The sequence below is a fragment of the Bradyrhizobium manausense genome (assembly GCF_018131105.1).
Lineage (GTDB): Bacteria > Pseudomonadota > Alphaproteobacteria > Rhizobiales > Xanthobacteraceae > Bradyrhizobium > Bradyrhizobium manausense_B.
Genome location: NZ_JAFCJI010000001.1, coordinates 2,497,067 through 2,513,845, shown reverse-complemented (window position 1 = coordinate 2,513,845; position 16,779 = coordinate 2,497,067). Strand labels below are relative to the sequence as shown.

The window sequence follows — 16,779 nt, the reverse complement described above, 5'->3', positions numbered from 1 at the left end:
TCGCATCCAGGCACCTGCGGGTTCGAACAGGAACTTGCCCGGGCAGGGGCCGTTGACATCGCGACATCAGGAGACGCAACCATGATCCGAAAGCTCGCGTCCGGCGAATATCGGCTCTATTCGCGCAAGGTGAATCCCAAGACCGGCAAGCGCCGCAACCTCGGCACATTCAAGAGCCGCGCCGCGGCCGAGAAGCACGAGCGCGACGTGCAATATTTCAAGCGGCACTGACGGTGTGACGATCGCCTCCGGGAGGGCGCGTCAAAAAGTCGAAAACAACCCCATGCACAGTAGCCCAGTCGCGGACGAAGCGGTCGAATGGCGAAAGACATGTGGTTATGCGGATTTTACGAAATTTGCTTGACCCGTCGGGCAACACAGGTGCATGCTGGCACCGTTGCACAATCCGCCCCTGCGCGGATAAGCCGGATGGCATCGGCACGGCGACAGTGCTAGGTAGCCCGCGATTCTTTTAGATTTTGCGGGTTCAGGACATTGCTCGACGGACTCTACAAGGTTGAATACGGCATCAACGGCGCCTTCGGTCGCAGCATCATGTGCCTGCATGACGGCAAGATGCTGGGCGGCAATTCCGCCTTCGCGCATCTCGGCAGCTACGATGTCAAGGACGGCGTGATCGAAGCCGAGGTCATCACCGAACGCCATAATGACGATCCCAACTTCAAGCCGTTGATGGGCGCCGACGTCACCGCGATCAAGGTGCGCGGGCGGACGGAGGGGTCGACGATCCTGCTGGAGGGCAAGGCGGATGCGATGCCGAACGGCGTGTTCTGGGCCAATCTTGCGCCGCTCGACGACGAGGCGTTGTCGCCGCGCGGCGCGATCGGCCAGGGCAGCATCGCCAACGGGCTCTATGCGATGCAGCTGCGCGCACTCGACGGCGTCGATGCCACCCTCTCCGGTGTGATGCTGCTGCGCGACGGCCGCATCCTCGGCGGCGACGCGTTCTTCTACTATCTCGGCTCCTATTCCTCGATGGACGGCCGCTGGAAGGGCGAGATGCTCAACCAGGAACACACGCCGGCGAAGGGCGACAATCCCGTGTTCGGCGGCTACGAGGTCGGGATCGGCTTTTCCGGGACCTGCACTGAAGACAGCGGCGAGCTCGAAGGCATCGCGCTCGCCGGCAAGCGCAGCCTGCGGCTGGCGGCCTCGCTCAAGCTGATGCGACGGGCGTAGGGCGTCTGGTCACCGGTTTGTCGTGTCCGCCTGGCGTTGGATACGGGCGCGCCGTCCAATTCGCCCCGCCTTCGCATTTGCCAGGTGAGCGTGCTCGTCGATGGCGTCGATGATTTCGGGCCATAGGAGCACGGGCATCGCGTGGCCCATGCCCGGAACAAGCATCAACTGAGCGCCTGGAATAGAAGCGGCCGTGTCTCTGCCGGCGTTCGGATGAACAAGCGGATCGGCGGTGCCGTGTATGACGAGCGTAGGCGCCCTGACGTAACGCAGCCGTTCCTTGCGGCTTCCCGATGCGAGGACAGCCCGCATCTGCCTCGCGACGCCCGCCCGGCTCAGTCCGCGATCAAAGACGCGTTCGGCGCGACGGCGATCGAGCGCTTCGTCCTTTGGAAACCGGCCGGCTCGAAGCACCTTCGAATTTCGTTCGAAGCGAGCCACGTAGCCCTCACGGCTTCTCGGTAGCGGCTCAGATAGGATCGAAACGGCTTGGCGCGACGGTTCCGGCAAGTTTGGATTACCCGTGGTCGACATGATCGAGATCAACGAGCGGACCCGCTTGGGGAAGCCGATCGCCATTTCCTGCGCGATCATTCCGCCCATGGAGGCGCCGACGATATGCGCCGACCTGATACCGAGGACGTCCATCAGCCCAATTGTATCCTCGGCCATGTCGCGCAGCTTGTATGGCGCTTCCACCGGGATCTTCAGGAACCGCATTCTCAGCAATTCGAGTTGCGTCAGGGGCTTGCCCCTGGTGCACTTGGAAGAGTGGCCAATGTCGCGGTTGTCGAAACGAATGACGCAAAATCCGCGCGACGCAATCTGGACGCAGAAGGCGTCGTCCCAGAGTACCATTTGACAGCCCAAACCCATGATCAGCAGCAATGGCTCGGCAGTGAACTCGCCAAAAATTTCGTAACAGATGTTAATGCCGTCTGCGCGGGCGATCCGCGGCGGCTGGTGGTCGACTGGCAAGAGCTGTGTCCTTCGAGTTGGCCCGCACTCAATGCCATGTCTCCAGCGCTTGCATTGTTCCTATTGTCGTCCGAGTTCGAAGGTGCTCGGGCACGGAGCATAGCCTTCCTGCACACGGCCTGCATTCATTGTGGAGGTCTCGACCGTTCGCCAAACGTTGGGATGTCCGTCCGATCGATCAGAGCTTCAGGTCCTTCGTGCGGCCGCAATTCAGCAAAGTTCAGCGCGGCGTCGATATCGCCCTCCCAGACCTCGCGCGGCAGTTCGTAGACCAGCTCCACGCCATAACCGTTCGGATCGTGCAGATAGAGGCTGTGGGTCATACCATGGTCGATGCGCCGATCGAACTTGATGCCCTTCTCCTGGAGATAGGCGAGCTGGCTCAACCAGTCTGCGCGGCTGGGATAGGCAATCGCAACGTGATTGATCGCCATGGGCATATCCCACATCCCCCATTGAGCGGGGGGCGGCGGCAGGTTCGGGTTCTCCACGAGCGCAAGGTCGTGGTGATGCAGACCGTCGGGGCCGATGCCGCTGTAGAACCACATCTTTCGATCCGGCAGTTGCCGGAATTTGCCGACCAGATGCAGGCCGGCGACCTCGGTCCAGAATCGGTGACTCTCTTCCATGTCGCGGACGTTGAGGACAACGTGGTTTACGCCAATTGGTGCGATTGGTCCGCGTGCCTTCGACTCGCCCTTTGCGCCTGGCTTCGCAACGTCATGAGCTGCAACCATCTTCGTATCCCTTCTGTCCCGCCATTCCGGCTTGCTTCACAAATTGGAACGGGGCGCAATTTGTCGTAAGATCGGGTGCCTGGTCCTGAGAGAACCATCTCGCTTTCCTCAAATTACCTCTGACTTTCCTGAATTGTCGTAGCCATCGGGGCGCGCCCCATGTTCCAGTTCAACGGCTATGTGCTTGACGTCGCTCGCGGATGCCTGCGCATCGAGGATCGCGAGATCGAGCTGCGGCCGAAGAGCTTCGAGGTATTGCGTTGCCTGGTCGAGAATGCGGGCCGGCTGGTCACCAAGGATGAGCTTTTCAAAGCTGTCTGGCACGACGTGATTGTCTCCGATGAAGCACTGACGCAGTGTATCAGCGAAGTCCGCGAGGCGATCAACGATCGCGCGCAGACCACTATCAAGACCATGCCTCGCCGCGGCTATCGTTTTGCCGCGCCAGTCTCGAAGCCTGGGCCCGAGGGAGAACGTCAGCGCCCGGCGCCTGCCGTCTCATCCGATGCCGCAATCGCTGCTGGCCATGCAGAGAAGCCGTCGATCGCAGTGCTGCCGTTTGTGAATCTCAACGATGACCCACAGCTGAACTATCTCAGCGATGGAATCACAGGGGACATCATCACCGAGCTTTCCAGATTCTCCGATCTTGCCGTGATCGCCCGAAGCTCGGCCTTTCAGTACAAGAGCAAGTCGGTCGATGTGCGGCAGGTCGGACGCGAGCTGGGCGTGCGCTACGTTCTCGAAGGCAGCGTCCGCCACGACGAAAAACGCATTCGTATCACCGCTCAACTCGTCGATGCCGTCACCGGCGTACACCGCTGGGCAGAGCGATACGACCGCGAACTCCGGGATGCCTTCGATGTTCAGGACGAGGTGGTGCGAACCATCGTCACCATCCTTCAGGTGCGCGTGATCGAGGCGGAAGTGGAGCGCATCCTGTCAAAGCCGCCGGCGACCTGGGAAGCCTATGACTACTACCTGCGCGGCTACCACGCCTTTGCGACCGGATTCTCTCAGTATCCACTCGCGTCGTTCTACGAGGCGCGCAGGTGTCTCGAACGATCGGTATCCATCGATCCAGATTATGCTCGGGCCCATGTGATCCTGGCCCGGACCCATACATACACCTATGTCGAGCCGCGCGATGAAAGCTATCTGGACCCGGCCGAGCTGGAGCGAGCCGGTGAATTGGCCAGGACCGCCGTCCGACTTGATTCGACGTTGCCCCAGGCACGCACCCTTCTTGGGTCATTCCTGATGTTCAAGCGCCGGCACGAAGAGGCCATTGCCGAGTTTGAGCAGGCCTTCGCGCTGAACCCGAATTACTCAGATCACAGCTTTGGGCTTTCCCTGGTGTTTGCTGGTCAGCCGGCCCGGGCCATCGACGTGATGCAGGCCAGCATGCGTCTCGAACCGTTTCGGAACGCAACCCGGCTCGCTTATTCGGGCAATGCCCATTACATGCTGGGCCGTTACGAGGAGGCCGTCGTGCCGCTGCGCGAGAGCGCACGGCTAATGCCCAATTTGCGGATTACGCCGCTTTGGCTCGCGGCCGCCTATGCCCAGCTGGGCCGGCTCGATGACGCTCGCGCAGCCGCTGACGAAGTGCGTCGGATCGAGCCTGGCTTCACGATAGAGCGATGGAAGGTTACCGCCGCCTACAAGAGAGCTGAAGATTCAGAGCGGCTTTTCGACGGCATCCGAAAGGCCGGCTTGCCAGACCGTTGAACGCACGGTCACGACTGCCGCCGGTTCCTTTAATTCCGTGCGAGCGTGGCCGGGCGGACCGCGAAGGTTTGGTTAACGCTCTCTTAACGCGAATCGTCGCCTGCTGGCCGCCGATCAGCGGGCCCTTCGACCGACCTCGTTCCGCTTGTACCTGCGTCTGTGGCCCCAGCATGCATGCCATCGGCAACCAAGGGTGCAATTTGAGCAAGAACGCAAAGCCCGCCGCTCCCAGCAAGTTCGAGGTATTGACCGGCCAGCTCCGGGACCTCGGCAACAAATACATCGAGGACAAGGACTACATCAGCGCGCAGCTGACGTTCAGGAAGCTGCTTCAGCTCGACAGCAAGGATGTCAATGCGCGCTTCATCTACGCTCATCTGATCGAGGACGGCACCCACAAGAAGCACGCCGAAGCGCGCGATCTGCTGTTGTCGATCCTGGATGACCACCCCGAGATCCTCAACAACCCGACCGAGGACAATCTGAACCTGGTCAGAGGCGCGGCGCTGAGGTGCAGCAATATCGGGCCGAATGACCGGGCCATTGATCTGCTTCGCAAGCTCGCCCGCGCGTCAAATCGTGCCGATGATCATTTCCATCTCAGCGAGGTGCTGACGCGGTGCAACGCCTTCGAGGAGTCGGTTGCCAGTCTTGAAAGGGCGATACGGCTTGATCCCAACAGTTTCGACACCGAGACGAACAGGGAGACGCTGAAATTCGCCAGGTCGCAGCTGAACAAGGCGGCTTCCGGCGCGGCGAAAGACAGCAAGAGGGTCGGCCGCTATCCGGAGACGCACGATTTCACCGGAGATCTTCGCAAGCTGATCCGCAACCACATCGCCGTCAATCTCAACAGCGCGCCGAAGTTCATCGAAAAGAGCACGCGCTTCTTCACGATGGGGTCGTGCTTCGCCAGGAATCTGTCCAAGAACCTGATCGAGAACGGCTACACCAGCCATCACATGGAAATCTCGGAGTATATCAACACGACGTTCGCCAACAGGGTGTTCGTCGACTGGCTTCGCGACGCTGATATCGATGAGGCCATCAAGGGCAGGCTTGTCGAATTGCTGCCTCCAGGCTGGAGCAAGGACAATACGCTCCAGGCCATCAGGAGCAGCGACGTGTTCATCCTGACCCTCGGTGTCGCCCCGGCCTTCTTCGACAGGGACACCGGCAGCTTCGTCCTGCCGCGGCCGACCGCGCTGAACTCGCGGGCTCTTGCCGAGAAATATCTGTACCGGACCACGAGCGTCAAAGAGAACGTCGACAACGTCCTCTACCTGCTCGACTTCATCAGGAGCGTCGCGCCGGAGATCAAGATCGTCGTGACGGTCTCGCCGGTGCCGTTGCAGGCTTCCTTCGAGTTCGAGTCAGCGGTGCAGGCCGACTGCCTGTCGAAGAGCACCATGCGCTTGACCGCCCACGAGGTGGTCAACAACTCCGATATCCCCGACATCTTCTACTGGCCGTCGTTCGAAATCTTCCGATGGGCCGGCTCGAATGCCGGCGATTTCTACGCGGCAGACGATGGCGCGGCCTGGCACGTGTCCGAGGACAAGGTGTCGAGCACCATCAGGGCGTTCGTCGAGATGTTTTCTCCGACGTGATGGCGGGGACGTCGCAGGGACAATTGCAGGCTACGGTCGCGAACCAACAAAGAGGCCGCCACCCAGGGTCAGCCAACATGGGAGCAAGAAGCCGTGATTTCTTTGGAACGCTGCTTTGTGGCAATAATTGATAGTCGAGACGAATTCCCTGGAGGATAAGGCAATGCGTTCGATTCTGGCCTTGAGCATTCTGATCGGCCTGTGCGGGGTCGCGAACGCGGCAACTGCGCATCATGGGCACCACCGGCACACGGTGCTTCGTTCCCATCATCACATGTACCCATCAGGCCGAGCCTTGGGCTATGCCTATGCGCCGCGTCATTACTACCGGTCCGCACCATATTACCAAGGCTACGGCGAACCATATTATGGGGCTTCGCAGGGCTACGCGCCCGGCGAGAAGGAGCGATTTCTCGAGAGTGTGCTCAGCCCTTATTAGTTGAGAACGCTCAACCAGGAGCTTGTGGTCCTGCAGGTCAGTCAGCGTTGATGTGAAGGAAAGAGGCCGCCGACTGAGGCGGCCTCTTTCGTTTTAATCCACAGTAATCGTCAGGATACTTCCGCCGGCTTCCTTCCATCCCTTGTCAAACCCCTTCATGAACGCTTGCCATGCCTGGGTTTCATTGTTCCTCATCCCGCCGGTCACGCTCTCCAGTTCGCCAGTCGTCAATTCAGTCTCGCTGACTTCGCATTGCTGTTGCTTGTCCATGTCAGTTTCTCCAATTGAGGTTTGGAATGGTTCATCCCAGACCACGAGTGGCCGCAGTGTGTGCCGGGGAGGTTGGCCGGCACCGTGATGCTGGTCACTGCAACACTCTCGAAATTCGAAACAGGCCGCTGCGAAAAATTGCGAACGCCCGGCCGGGCCGTTGAGGATCATAAGCTGCCGATGACCATCAGACGTCGCGACTGCCGGTCTAACCACGGAAGCCGACGTTTATGAGCGCTCTCCACCGCGTCTTCAGGGCGCAGGGCAGGCTGCTCCCGTCTTCACCCAGGCTTCCACCAATGCGCCGGCCTGCGCTTGCGTGCCCGGTGCGGGTGAACGGCCGAAGCCAGGCTTCCAGGCCCAGCCGACCAGCGTGTCCTTGCCGATGTGGTCGATCAGATCTTCGACCTTGCGGCCGCCGTTGCGCGCGGGATCCCTGATCTGCTCGCAGATTTCGCCGATGGTCTTGCCCTCCCAGGCCATCTCGCGCGGGGCGAGGTGCCATTCGGGATGACCGGGAATGCGGCCGGGCTCGAAATTCGCCTTCTGGTGACAGGTGTTGCAACGCATCGACGGCGAGCCGTGGCCGTCGGCACCGCGCGTCACCGGCGGCTGATGCAGGTGCGGATTGTCGCCCTGGCGCGGGCTGTCGCCGGCCGGATGGCAGTTGGTGCAGCGCGGATGCGTCAGCACCTTGCCGAGCTCGGTGAAGATCGCGGCCGAGCGCTTCTCGGTGTCGGCGATGCCGGCAAAACTTTCGGGCGAGGCGAGGCCGTGGCTCGTCGTGTCCGACGCCGCGTAGCCAGCGCAGAGGCTGCTCGTCAGCGCCGCCACCGCAACCATGATCCTGACGCGCGCGGTCATCATCGCTGGCGCACTCATTTGGTGGCGACGAGGTAACGGCTGGAATCGGCGAGGATCACGTCGCGCACCGCCTCGTGATATTTGATGTAGCCGGTGCAGCGGCACAGATGCCCGTCGAGCGCATCCGCAATGGTCTGCTCCAGCGCCTCGCGGGCGACAGGCGTGCGCGCGAGACGTTCGAGCAGCACCTGGCCCTCATTGAGAAAGCCTGATGTGCAATAGCCGCACTGGAAGGCGAAGTGATCGATGAAGGCCTGTTGCAGGGCCGAGAGCTGGCCGTCCCTGGCGTGACTCTCGACGGTGCGGATCGACTTGCCGTCGAAATTGACGGCCGGTGCGATGCAGGTCGGGCTGGTGTAGCTCGAGCCATCGGGCTCGTCGACGATGATGGCGCAGCTCAGGCACTGCGCCGCGCCGCAGCCGAACTTGGTGCCGGTCATGCCGAGCATCTCGCGCAGGAGATCGTTCATCGAGAGATCGTCGCGGACGTCCATCGGGCCGTGCTTCCGGCCATTGATGGTGAGGCTGAGGGTCGTCACGCCAAAACTCCCTTCAAGAGACTCGCCGTCACCGGCAGTGCGCGGAAGCGGTGGCCGGTGGCGTCATGGATGGCGTTGATCAGCGCCGGCACGATCGGGATCATCACGACCTCCGCCATGCCCTTGGGCGCTTCGTCCGGGGTGAGCGGTTTCAGCATCTCGATCTCGAGATCGCGCAACGGCAGGTCGGAGCCGCGCGCGACCAAATAGCGGCCGAGATTCCATTCGCCGTTGCCCGGGCCGCCTTCGAACGGCGGCAGCGTTTCCAGCAGCGCGTAGCCGACGCCCATGGCGAAGCCGCCGTGGGACTGGCCCATCACCACTTCAGGCACGAGCGCGGTGCCGCATTCGAACACGCTGTAGGCCTTGGCGATGCGAAGCGCGCCCGTGGCGCGTTCGATCTCGACGCGGACGAGCGTGCCGCACATCGAGGTGTAGGCGGTGCCGATGCGGTTGTTGTCGGTTGGCGGAAACTTGACGCTGCTACGATTGATGCGTTCGAATTTGTTGTTGCCGCGGCGGATTGCGAGCGCGTCGATTTCGGCGCGGTATTGCTCGCCGAACAGCGGAAAGCGCGCTCGCGACCAGGCCCAGCGCGAAAAGCTGTGCGCGACCGCGCCGGTGACGAAGCCGCTTGCGTGGGCGGTTGCTGCGAGTCTTGCCAGCGGCAGCGGCGCGAGGCCGGGCATCGTAAGCTCGCCGTTCTGCCAGCTCGCATTCGCCGATTGTTTGGCACGCGGGTCGGTCTTGGGAATGCGCCACAACTCAAGCGCGGCGGGCCACAGGCCGAAGCGGAAGATCACGCGGGCCGCTTCCGATGACGAATGCGTGCCGACATGGGCGCCGATCGACGCCGAGGTCGCCGAGGAGATCGCGGGCACCCAGCGCGGATTCCGCTCCGCGGCATCCTGGGTCTTCTGGTCCATCGTGTAGGGATCGCCCGAGGTGACGAGGCCGAGCATGTCGTAGCTGTCGACACGCGCGACCGAGACCTCGTCGGCGATCGCGCCGAGATGGAAGGCGACGCGGTTGGCCAGTGCGGTGCCGATGCCGTTGCCCATCTCGACGTGGTCGCAGTAGATCGCGATTTTGCCGTCGGCGCCGAGCTCGACGCGGCCGAGCGAGCAGTCCGCGCCGGAGCCGTAGTCCTTGGTGACGCAGGCCACACCGGTGCCGACCAGCCGGTCGCCAGAGGTTTGCCCGAGCTGCGCGCGCTGCCGCCAGATCGGGTGCTTTTCCAGCTTGTCCAGGATCTCGGGCGTGCGCACCGAGACGATGTAGGGATTGCCGGACATGGTCCGGCCGTTTGGCTTCAGCGCATTGCGGCGGCGGAATTCGATCGGATCTATCTTGAGCTCGGAGGCGGCTTCATCGATCAGCGCTTCGAGCGCGGTCATGGTCTGCAGCGTGCCGTAGCCGCGCATCGAGCCGGCGGTGACGCCGCGCGAATGCAGCGCGATGGTGGTGACGTCGACCTTGGGGATGTCGTAGATTCCGATCGCACCTGTGGCTGCGACCACCGCGACGTTGGCCGAGAAGTTCTGCAGCCCGCCGCCGTCGAGCACGTGATCGGCGGCGAAGGCCTTGATCAGGCCGGTCGCGCGATCGATGCCGATGCGCGAGCGCATCTTGATCGGGTGGCGCTTGATGCCGGCCTGGAATTGCTGGTAGCGGTCATGCGCCAGCCGCACCGGCTTGCCGGGGAAGCAGATCGCGGCGAGCGCGACGTAAAGGATGAACGGCGTGTGGTCGCGTCCGCCGAAGCCGCCGCCGACATGAGCAAACTGCGCATTGATGTGTGAGGGCTTGTAGGGCGCGTGGGCCTTGGCCAACAGATGCGCGAGCGACTCCGCGGCCTCATAGGGCGACTGCACGCCGAGCACCAGCTCGAGATTTCCGCCCTTGCCGGCATACCAGGCCAGTCCGCATTCCGGCTCAAGGAACATCGGGTCAACCGATTGCGTCTCGAACTCGCGGTCGAGCACGAGCAGGGAGGCGTTGTCGGCAGCAAGCTCGTCGCGGATCTGGTCGCCAAGCTTGGCGGCCTTGACGTAGTCGGCCGGCATGTCCCTGGCGAGCGGCGACCACACCGGCAGTGCGGCATTTTGCACTTTCTTCGGCGAGACCCAGCCGGCCTGGATCGGCGAATAGACATCGGGCTTGTCGGGCGAGGGACCTGCGAGGCGGGTGAAGCGGTAGGAGCCGTAATCGGGCGCGATCACCGGGCCGGTTTCCTCGCCGAACCTAACGAAGGTGCCGTCGCGCAGCACGAGCCGGGCCTGATCGAAGGCGTCGAATCTTTCGAAGATCAGCAGCGCGACCGGCTGGCCCAGATAGAGCGGCGTCTTGCCGAGCGGGCAGAACAGATCGCCGGCATAGAACTCCGGCACCTGCGTGCCGATGCGGTCGAGATCCCCAGCGGTGACGATGACCGACGGCTTCAGCGCGCCGTTGAGGCGGGCGAGGTCCATGCCGGTGTAGACATGCGTGGCGTCGTTGGCGCGCACCAAAATCGCGTGCGAGGTGGATTGCGGCCAGCCCGGCATGTCGTTGGCGCGGAAATCGGAGGCGTAGAGTTTCGCGCCGGTCACCTTGGCGACGCCGTCGACGCGGCCGGCGCCCTTGGTCGCGGGATTGAAATTGCCGCGGCCGGGCAGCGTCTCATGGGTCGCGAAGGGCGCGCTCGCCGCCGCCGCAAGTTGCGACAGGCTGACCGAAATGCCGCCCGCCGATATCAACTTCACGAACTCGCGTCGCGAAGGCCGCATGATCTCATCCTTGTACAGGGTCGTTAGTGGCTCACGATGCTGACGGCATCGCGACCGTGGGGACGCACCGACGCTGGCCCGAAGCTGTCATGATTCGTCATTCAGGAATAGAAACGGGCAGGGCTTACCATCCAATGAAGACGCCGTGCGTTCGGCGCGTGCCCGGTTTGAGAAGCGTGGTTTTCTCAGCTGATTTGCAGTCGAATCGAATAAGACGGTTCGCAACTCAAGGGGCGGGAACTCATGCAGCACGATCCGAACGACGGCTCACCTGACGGCACCGCAGTGGGCGCAGCGAGGCTGTCGCGGCGGCAGTTGCTCGGTGCGGCGGGCGCGCTGTCTCTGATCGCTGGCTCCGCGAGGGCCCAGCATGCGATGCACGACCATGCGGCCGTGTCCCACGCCGCCGACATGTCGCCGACGATGGGCATGGTGCCGGAAGCGGCGGTTCAGGCCATGGACCAGCCGCTGGTCGAGCCCGAGGTGCGCAGGTCGGTGGGCGGCGTGCTAAGCACGAATTTGCGCTGCGCCTACGCTTATCGCCAGATCGGCGGCGTCAGGCTCTATGTCAGGTCCTATGAGGGCGGCAGTCCCGGCCCGACCCTGCGGATGAAGCCCGGCGAGACGCTGCGGATCAAGCTGATCAACGACCTGCCGCCCAACCGCGACGGCTTGCCCGCGGATATCAGCCATCCGCACCAGTTCAACAACACCAATTTCCATTTCCACGGCGCGCATGCGAGCCCGAGCGGGATCGCCGACAACGTCATGCGCTCGATGGCGCCGGGCCACAGCTACAACATCGAGATCGCGCTGCCGGCCGACCACACCAGCGGCACCTATTGGTATCACCCGCATCACCACGGCAGCGCCGACATCCAGATGTCGAGCGGCATGGTTGGCGCGCTCATCGTCGAGGGCGATTTCGCCGGCGTGCCGGAGATCACCTCCGCGCGCGAGCGGCTGCTGGTGCTGACCCAGGTCGTCTTCGACGCCAACGGCATGGTGGAGAATTTCGAGACGCTGTTTCCGGAGACGGCGACGCGCTTCCTCGCGATCAACGGCCAGCGCCGCCCGGTCATCGAGATGCGGCCCGGCGAGGTGCAGCGCTGGCGCATCCTCAATGCGGCCTATCAGGACGACATGCTGCTCGATCTCGAGAAACACGATTTGCATGCGATTGCCTATGACGGCATCCAGCTCGGCGCGGTGCAGAAGCTGAAGCAGCTCCTGATCGCACCGGGCCAGCGCGCGGACATTCTGGTGAAGGCGGGCGGTCCGGGCACCTACGCCTTCAACGCCGCGCCTTATGACCAGGGCCATCCGTCACCGGTCGGGCCGCTGGCGCAGATCCTTGTGTCGGGGGCCCCGATGGAAATGAGGCTGCCGGCCGCCCTGCCGGCGCCGCCGCTGGCGAGCGTCAAGGACGGCGAGATCACCAATCGCCGCAAGGTGGTGCTGTCGGCGACCGCGCCGGAAGCCGATGCCGCCGGCCATTGGCAGGAGTTCGGCTTCTTTATTGACGGCAAGAAGTTCGATCCCGGCAGGATCGATCATCGGGTCAAGCTGGGGGCCGTCGAGGAATGGACCATCGTCAACACGCATGAGCATGACGACCACGTCTTCCATATCCATACCAACCCGTTCCAGGTGGTCTCGGTCAACGGCAAGGCGCTGGCGACGCCGGAATGGCGGGATTCCGTCATCGTCGAACGCAAGGGCGGCGAGGTCGTGTTCCGCTCGCGCTTTCTCGATTTCACCGGCGTTTTCATGCTCCACTGCCACATGATGAACCATGAGGAGATGGGCATGATGCAGACGGTGGAGGTCTACAAGGCCTGAGCTGCGGGCCGGATTGCAGGCATTTGGCGCCTTTCTGCGGGGAATCCGTACCCCGCCGGGCTTCCCTTGAGCCGGGGCATGGCCTATTACGCTGCAACGCAAAATTCCCCCAAAAGACAGCCATGATCCGCCTCGACAACGTCAGCAAGCAAGCCGGCCACCAGATCCTGTTCATCGAAGCCTCCGCCGCCCTCAACAAGGGCGAAAAGATTGGCCTCGTCGGCCCGAACGGGGCCGGAAAGACCACCCTGTTCCGGATGATCGCCGGCGAGGAACTGCCCGACGAAGGGCAGGTCTCGACCGATCGCGGCATCACCATCGGCTATTTCAACCAGGACGTCGGCGAGATGAGTGGCCGCAGCGCCGTCGCCGAAGTGATGAACGGCGCAGGTCCCGTCAGCGAGGTCGCTGCCGAGTTGCACGCGCTCGAGGTCGCGATGGCGGACCCCGACAAGGCCGACCAGATGGACGAGATCATCGCGCGCTATGGCGAGGTGCAGCACGCCTTCGAGGAACTCGACGGCTACGCGCTCGATGGTCGCGCGCGCGAGGCGCTGTCCGGCCTTGGCTTCAGCCAGGAGATGATGGACGGCGACGTCGGCAAGCTTTCGGGCGGCTGGAAGATGCGCGTGGCGCTGGCGCGCATCCTGCTAATGCGCCCCGACGTCATGCTGCTCGACGAGCCGAGCAACCATCTCGATCTCGAAAGCCTGATCTGGCTGGAGAAGTTCCTGCACGATTACGAAGGCACGCTGCTGATGACCTCGCATGACCGCGAGTTCATCAATCGCGTGATCTCCAAGGTGATTGAGATCGATTCCGGTTCGCTCACGACCTATACCGGCGACTACGAATTCTACGAGCAGCAGCGTGCGCAGAACGAAAAGCAGCAGCAGGCGCAGTTCGAGCGCCAGCAGGCGATGCTGGCGAAAGAGATCAAGTTCATCGAGCGCTTCAAGGCACGCGCCTCGCATGCCGCCCAGGTGCAGAGCCGGGTGAAGAAGCTCGACAAGATCGAGCGCGTCGAGCCGCCGCGCCGCCGCCAGACGGTGGCCTTCGACTTCCTGCCGGCGCCACGCTCGGGCGAGGACGTCGTCGCCCTGAAGAATGTGTTCAAGGGCTATGGCACCAAGCGGATCTATGACGGGCTGGATTTCATGATCCGCCGCAAGGAGCGCTGGTGCGTGATGGGCGTCAACGGCGCCGGCAAGTCGACCCTGCTCAAGCTCATCGCCGGCGCGAGCGAGCCGGACGAGGGGACGGTGGCAGTCGGCGGCAGCGTCAAGATGGGCTATTTCGCCCAGCACGCGATGGACCTGCTCGACGGCGAGCGCACCGTGTTCCAGTCGCTGGAAGACCAGTTTCCGACCGCGGGGCAGGGAAGCCTGCGCGCGCTCGCCGGCTGCTTCGGCTTCTCCGGCGACGACGTCGAGAAGCGCTGCCGGGTGCTGTCAGGCGGCGAGAAGGCGCGGCTGGTGATGGCAAAAATGCTGTTCGATCCGCCGAACTTTCTGGTGCTGGACGAGCCGACCAACCATCTCGACCTCGCCACCAAGGAAATGCTGATCAATGCGCTCTCGGATTTCGAGGGCACCATGCTGTTCGTCTCGCATGACCGCCATTTCCTCGCGACCCTGTCGAACCGTGTGCTCGAGCTGACGCCTGAAGGCATCCATCAGTATGGCGGCGGCTACACGGAATATGTCGCGCGCACCGGGCAGGAAGCGCCGGGGCTGCGGAGCTAGCATTCCGCCGCACGTCTTGACGCGTTGATGGCTCGCGTTACGCTCTCGCCAAAAAGTGGGAGCGAAACGACGATGAAGCAGCTTCGGATCGGCGACATCACCATCGATTCGGTGATCGAGCGGGAAGGGCCGTGGCGGCGCCCGCAGGATTTTTTCCCTGGATATGACGACGCCGTGTTCAGGCAGCATCTGCCGACGATGGAGCCGGAGGTGTTCGACGCTTCGCGCGGGCTGATGGTCATCACCTATCAGACGTTTGTCGTGCGTACGCCGCGCTACACGATCCTGGTCGACACCTGCACCGGCGAAGACAAGGGCCATCCGCCGCCGTTCGACTTTCCCGGCAAGGAGCGCTGGCGTAATGAATTGTTCGCGCTCGGCATCAGCTTCGAGCAGATCGATTACGTCTTCTGCACGCATCTGCACATCGATCACACCGGCTGGAACACGACGCTGCGCGACGGCCGCTGGGTGCCGACATTCCCGAACGCGAAATACGTCTTTCACATAGGCGAGTACGCGGCCTGGGAAGCCGAAAACGCCAAGGGCAACAACCCGCCCGGCACGGTGTTTCGCGACAATTGCCTGCCGATCGTCGAGGCAGGGCAGGCGCTGCTGGTCGACGACGACTACGCGCTGGACGATACCGTGACGCTGACGCCGACGCCGGGGCATTCGCCCTGCCATTGCTGCGTGAACATTTTCTCGAAAGGTCAGCGCGCAGTGGTCGCCGGCGATCTCATGCATCACCAGATCCAGTGCCGCGAGCCGGACTGGTCGGCGAAGCCTGATTGGGATGCAAAGCAGTCGGCGGTGTCGCGGCGGAAGTTCTTCGCGTCCGTCGCCGACACCGACACGCTGATCCTGCCGATCCATTTTCCGGCACCGACCGTCGGACTGATCAAGCCGCTCGGCGCCGCCTTTGACTACCGCTACAAGCGCGAGTAGGAGCCGGCCGCCTCGCCGGGATCGCGACTAATCCGTGCCGCGGCGCGATACGTCGCGATAGGCGATAAAGTGGACGTACCGTTTGTCACTTTCGTTTTGCCGTCGGCTTTGCGAGTTCGCGTGCGCTGTCGATGACGAGCTGTATCACCGGGCTGACGGCGCGATCCTTAACGGTGATGATCCCGTTTGGTCGACGTGCCGCCGGCAGCTCGACGGGCAGGATTTTTAGTGAAGTTCCCCTGTTGAGAAATTTCAACGCGGAAGCGGGGAAAACCGTGATGAACCGCCCTGTCTCCAGCAGGCTGACCCGCATGTGGGGCGAGTCAGTGACCACCGTCGCGCGTGGATATTCAAATCCGCAGGCGCGAAAGGCTTGCAGGATGATTGATCCGATCACGCTCTCCCGCGGTGGCAGGATCCAACGCTCCTCCGCCAGATCGGAGAGCCGGATGTTGCGCCGCCGGGACCATGGATTGTCTCTGCCCGCGGCGACGACGTAGCGATCTTCAAAAAGAAACTCGAAACGCAGCCGCTCGTCGGCAACCGGGCCGCCGCTCCGCACGATCAATAGATCGACTTTGCGCTCGTTCAGGTCGCGGTGCAGTGTCTCCTGGTAGCCGGTCACAAGCTGAAATCTGATCCGCGGATGACGCCGGGAGAGCCGGTCTATGAGAGCCGAGACAAAGCTCGCAGCCAGAAAGGCCGTGCTTCCGATCCGCACTTCTCCGGCCGTGGGGTCGGCCAGAAGCTCGATGCTCTTCACGCCCTGGCGCAGTTCGTCGAAAACGGCTGTGCCGCAATCGAGCAGGGCGCGACCGGACTCGGTCGGCTCAATTCCGCGTCGGTGCCGATCCAACATGCGAACGCCGAACGCGTGCTCGAGGTCCGCAATCGATCTCGAAATATTGGGCTGGGTCGTATTGAGCATGAGCGCTGCCTTGCCCATGCTGCCGGCCTGCACCACTGCCATCAGCACATGCAGATCCTGCAGCCTCATTCGTTTTCCGATGCGATCGCTCATCTGCATGAAAGCACCCATTTCGTTTCTGAGATGGTACCATCAGACAATAGCCTTATGCGCTTATGACGGCATCAACTATCCTCGGCC

Annotated in this window: 15 protein-coding genes; 8 read left to right on the top strand and 7 right to left on the bottom strand. The window is 62.8% G+C overall.

Features of this window, described 5'->3' with window-relative positions; genetic code table 11:
• The first annotated feature begins 81 nt into the window (after nt 1-81).
• Nucleotides 82-231, top strand: a complete 150-nt coding sequence (locus JQ631_RS11915) for a hypothetical protein (RefSeq protein ID WP_084292415.1) — start codon at nt 82-84, stop codon at nt 229-231.
• Nucleotides 232-495: 264 nt separating this feature from the next.
• The gene (locus JQ631_RS11910) at nt 496-1,200 is read left to right on the top strand and encodes a GrlR family regulatory protein (protein WP_212326394.1); all 705 of its coding nucleotides are present in this window, start codon (nt 496-498) and stop codon (nt 1,198-1,200) included.
• A 9-nt stretch (nt 1,201-1,209) separates the two neighbouring features.
• Here the strand turns inward: JQ631_RS11910 and JQ631_RS11905 are convergent, their stop codons facing one another.
• Both JQ631_RS11905 and JQ631_RS11900 read right to left on the bottom strand, forming a co-directional pair.
• Nucleotides 1,210-2,178, bottom strand: coding sequence for an alpha/beta fold hydrolase (locus JQ631_RS11905; protein ID WP_249160265.1), 969 nt, complete (start codon nt 2,176-2,178; stop codon nt 1,210-1,212).
• Nucleotides 2,179-2,303: 125 nt separating this feature from the next.
• Nucleotides 2,304-2,915 carry a VOC family protein gene (locus JQ631_RS11900; RefSeq protein WP_212326392.1) on the bottom strand — a complete coding sequence of 204 codons (612 nt, stop codon included), beginning with the start codon at nt 2,913-2,915 and terminating at the stop codon, nt 2,304-2,306.
• A gap of 159 nt (nt 2,916-3,074) precedes the next feature.
• Between JQ631_RS11900 and JQ631_RS11895 the strand changes: the two genes are divergently transcribed.
• The 3 genes from JQ631_RS11895 to JQ631_RS11885 all read left to right on the top strand — a co-directional run bounded on the left by JQ631_RS11895 (nt 3,075) and on the right by JQ631_RS11885 (nt 6,695).
• The gene (locus tag JQ631_RS11895) at nt 3,075-4,646 is read left to right on the top strand and encodes a winged helix-turn-helix domain-containing tetratricopeptide repeat protein (protein WP_212326390.1); all 1,572 of its coding nucleotides are present in this window, start codon (nt 3,075-3,077) and stop codon (nt 4,644-4,646) included.
• Between the two features lie 200 nt (nt 4,647-4,846).
• Nucleotides 4,847-6,256: a GSCFA domain-containing protein gene (locus JQ631_RS11890; protein ID WP_249160264.1), complete on the top strand. Its 1,410-nt coding sequence runs from the start codon at nt 4,847-4,849 to the stop codon at nt 6,254-6,256.
• A gap of 163 nt (nt 6,257-6,419) precedes the next feature.
• A complete protein-coding gene (locus JQ631_RS11885) occupies nt 6,420-6,695 on the top strand; it encodes a hypothetical protein (RefSeq protein ID WP_212326387.1) in 276 nt (91 codons plus the stop codon).
• Between the two features lie 93 nt (nt 6,696-6,788).
• On the opposite strand, the gene JQ631_RS11880 is transcribed toward JQ631_RS11885, so the two are convergent.
• The 4 genes from JQ631_RS11880 to JQ631_RS11865 all read right to left on the bottom strand — a co-directional run bounded on the left by JQ631_RS11880 (nt 6,789) and on the right by JQ631_RS11865 (nt 11,136).
• Nucleotides 6,789-6,965, bottom strand: a complete 177-nt coding sequence (locus JQ631_RS11880) for a hypothetical protein (RefSeq protein ID WP_212326386.1) — start codon at nt 6,963-6,965, stop codon at nt 6,789-6,791.
• A 252-nt stretch (nt 6,966-7,217) separates the two neighbouring features.
• A complete protein-coding gene (locus JQ631_RS11875; protein WP_249160263.1) occupies nt 7,218-7,832 on the bottom strand; it encodes an Isoquinoline 1-oxidoreductase subunit in 615 nt (204 codons plus the stop codon).
• Between the two features lie 11 nt (nt 7,833-7,843).
• Nucleotides 7,844-8,368 (bottom strand): (2Fe-2S)-binding protein, encoded by a 525-nt coding sequence (locus JQ631_RS11870; protein ID WP_212326384.1) that lies wholly within the window; start codon nt 8,366-8,368, stop codon nt 7,844-7,846.
• Nucleotides 8,365-11,136: a xanthine dehydrogenase family protein molybdopterin-binding subunit gene (locus tag JQ631_RS11865; protein ID WP_212326383.1), complete on the bottom strand. Its 2,772-nt coding sequence runs from the start codon at nt 11,134-11,136 to the stop codon at nt 8,365-8,367. The genes JQ631_RS11870 and JQ631_RS11865 overlap by 4 nt, the downstream gene beginning before the upstream one ends.
• A gap of 243 nt (nt 11,137-11,379) precedes the next feature.
• Between JQ631_RS11865 and JQ631_RS11860 the strand changes: the two genes are divergently transcribed.
• The 3 genes from JQ631_RS11860 (at nt 11,380) to JQ631_RS11850 (ending at nt 15,671) form a co-directional block, all read left to right on the top strand.
• Nucleotides 11,380-12,978 (top strand): multicopper oxidase family protein, encoded by a 1,599-nt coding sequence (locus tag JQ631_RS11860; RefSeq protein ID WP_212326382.1) that lies wholly within the window; start codon nt 11,380-11,382, stop codon nt 12,976-12,978.
• A 122-nt stretch (nt 12,979-13,100) separates the two neighbouring features.
• Nucleotides 13,101-14,723 (top strand): ABC-F family ATP-binding cassette domain-containing protein, encoded by a 1,623-nt coding sequence (locus JQ631_RS11855; protein ID WP_212326380.1) that lies wholly within the window; start codon nt 13,101-13,103, stop codon nt 14,721-14,723.
• A 72-nt stretch (nt 14,724-14,795) separates the two neighbouring features.
• A complete protein-coding gene (locus tag JQ631_RS11850) occupies nt 14,796-15,671 on the top strand; it encodes an MBL fold metallo-hydrolase (RefSeq protein ID WP_212326378.1) in 876 nt (291 codons plus the stop codon).
• Nucleotides 15,672-15,756: 85 nt separating this feature from the next.
• On the opposite strand, the gene JQ631_RS11845 is transcribed toward JQ631_RS11850, so the two are convergent.
• Entirely contained in the window at nt 15,757-16,698 is a 942-nt protein-coding gene (locus JQ631_RS11845; protein WP_212326376.1) for a LysR family transcriptional regulator, read from the bottom strand.
• Nucleotides 16,699-16,779 lie beyond the last annotated feature (81 nt).

Bases quoted from the DNA above. Each gene is read 5' to 3' on its own strand.
- JQ631_RS11915 (WP_084292415.1), top strand. From the start codon at position 82: ATGATCCGAAAGCTCGCGTCCGGCGAATATCGGCTCTATTCGCGCAAG.
- JQ631_RS11900 (WP_212326392.1), bottom strand. From the start codon at position 2,915: ATGGTTGCAGCTCATGACGTTGCGAAGCCAGGCGCAAAGGGCGAGTCG.
- JQ631_RS11895 (WP_212326390.1), top strand. From the start codon at position 3,075: ATGTTCCAGTTCAACGGCTATGTGCTTGACGTCGCTCGCGGATGCCTG.
- JQ631_RS11885 (WP_212326387.1), top strand. From the start codon at position 6,420: ATGCGTTCGATTCTGGCCTTGAGCATTCTGATCGGCCTGTGCGGGGTC.
- JQ631_RS11880 (WP_212326386.1), bottom strand. From the start codon at position 6,965: ATGGACAAGCAACAGCAATGCGAAGTCAGCGAGACTGAATTGACGACT.
- JQ631_RS11875 (WP_249160263.1), bottom strand. From the start codon at position 7,832: ATGATGACCGCGCGCGTCAGGATCATGGTTGCGGTGGCGGCGCTGACG.
- JQ631_RS11865 (WP_212326383.1), bottom strand. From the start codon at position 11,136: ATGCGGCCTTCGCGACGCGAGTTCGTGAAGTTGATATCGGCGGGCGGC.
- JQ631_RS11860 (WP_212326382.1), top strand. From the start codon at position 11,380: ATGCAGCACGATCCGAACGACGGCTCACCTGACGGCACCGCAGTGGGC.
- JQ631_RS11855 (WP_212326380.1), top strand. From the start codon at position 13,101: ATGATCCGCCTCGACAACGTCAGCAAGCAAGCCGGCCACCAGATCCTG.
- JQ631_RS11850 (WP_212326378.1), top strand. From the start codon at position 14,796: ATGAAGCAGCTTCGGATCGGCGACATCACCATCGATTCGGTGATCGAG.
- JQ631_RS11845 (WP_212326376.1), bottom strand. From the start codon at position 16,698: ATGCAGATGAGCGATCGCATCGGAAAACGAATGAGGCTGCAGGATCTG.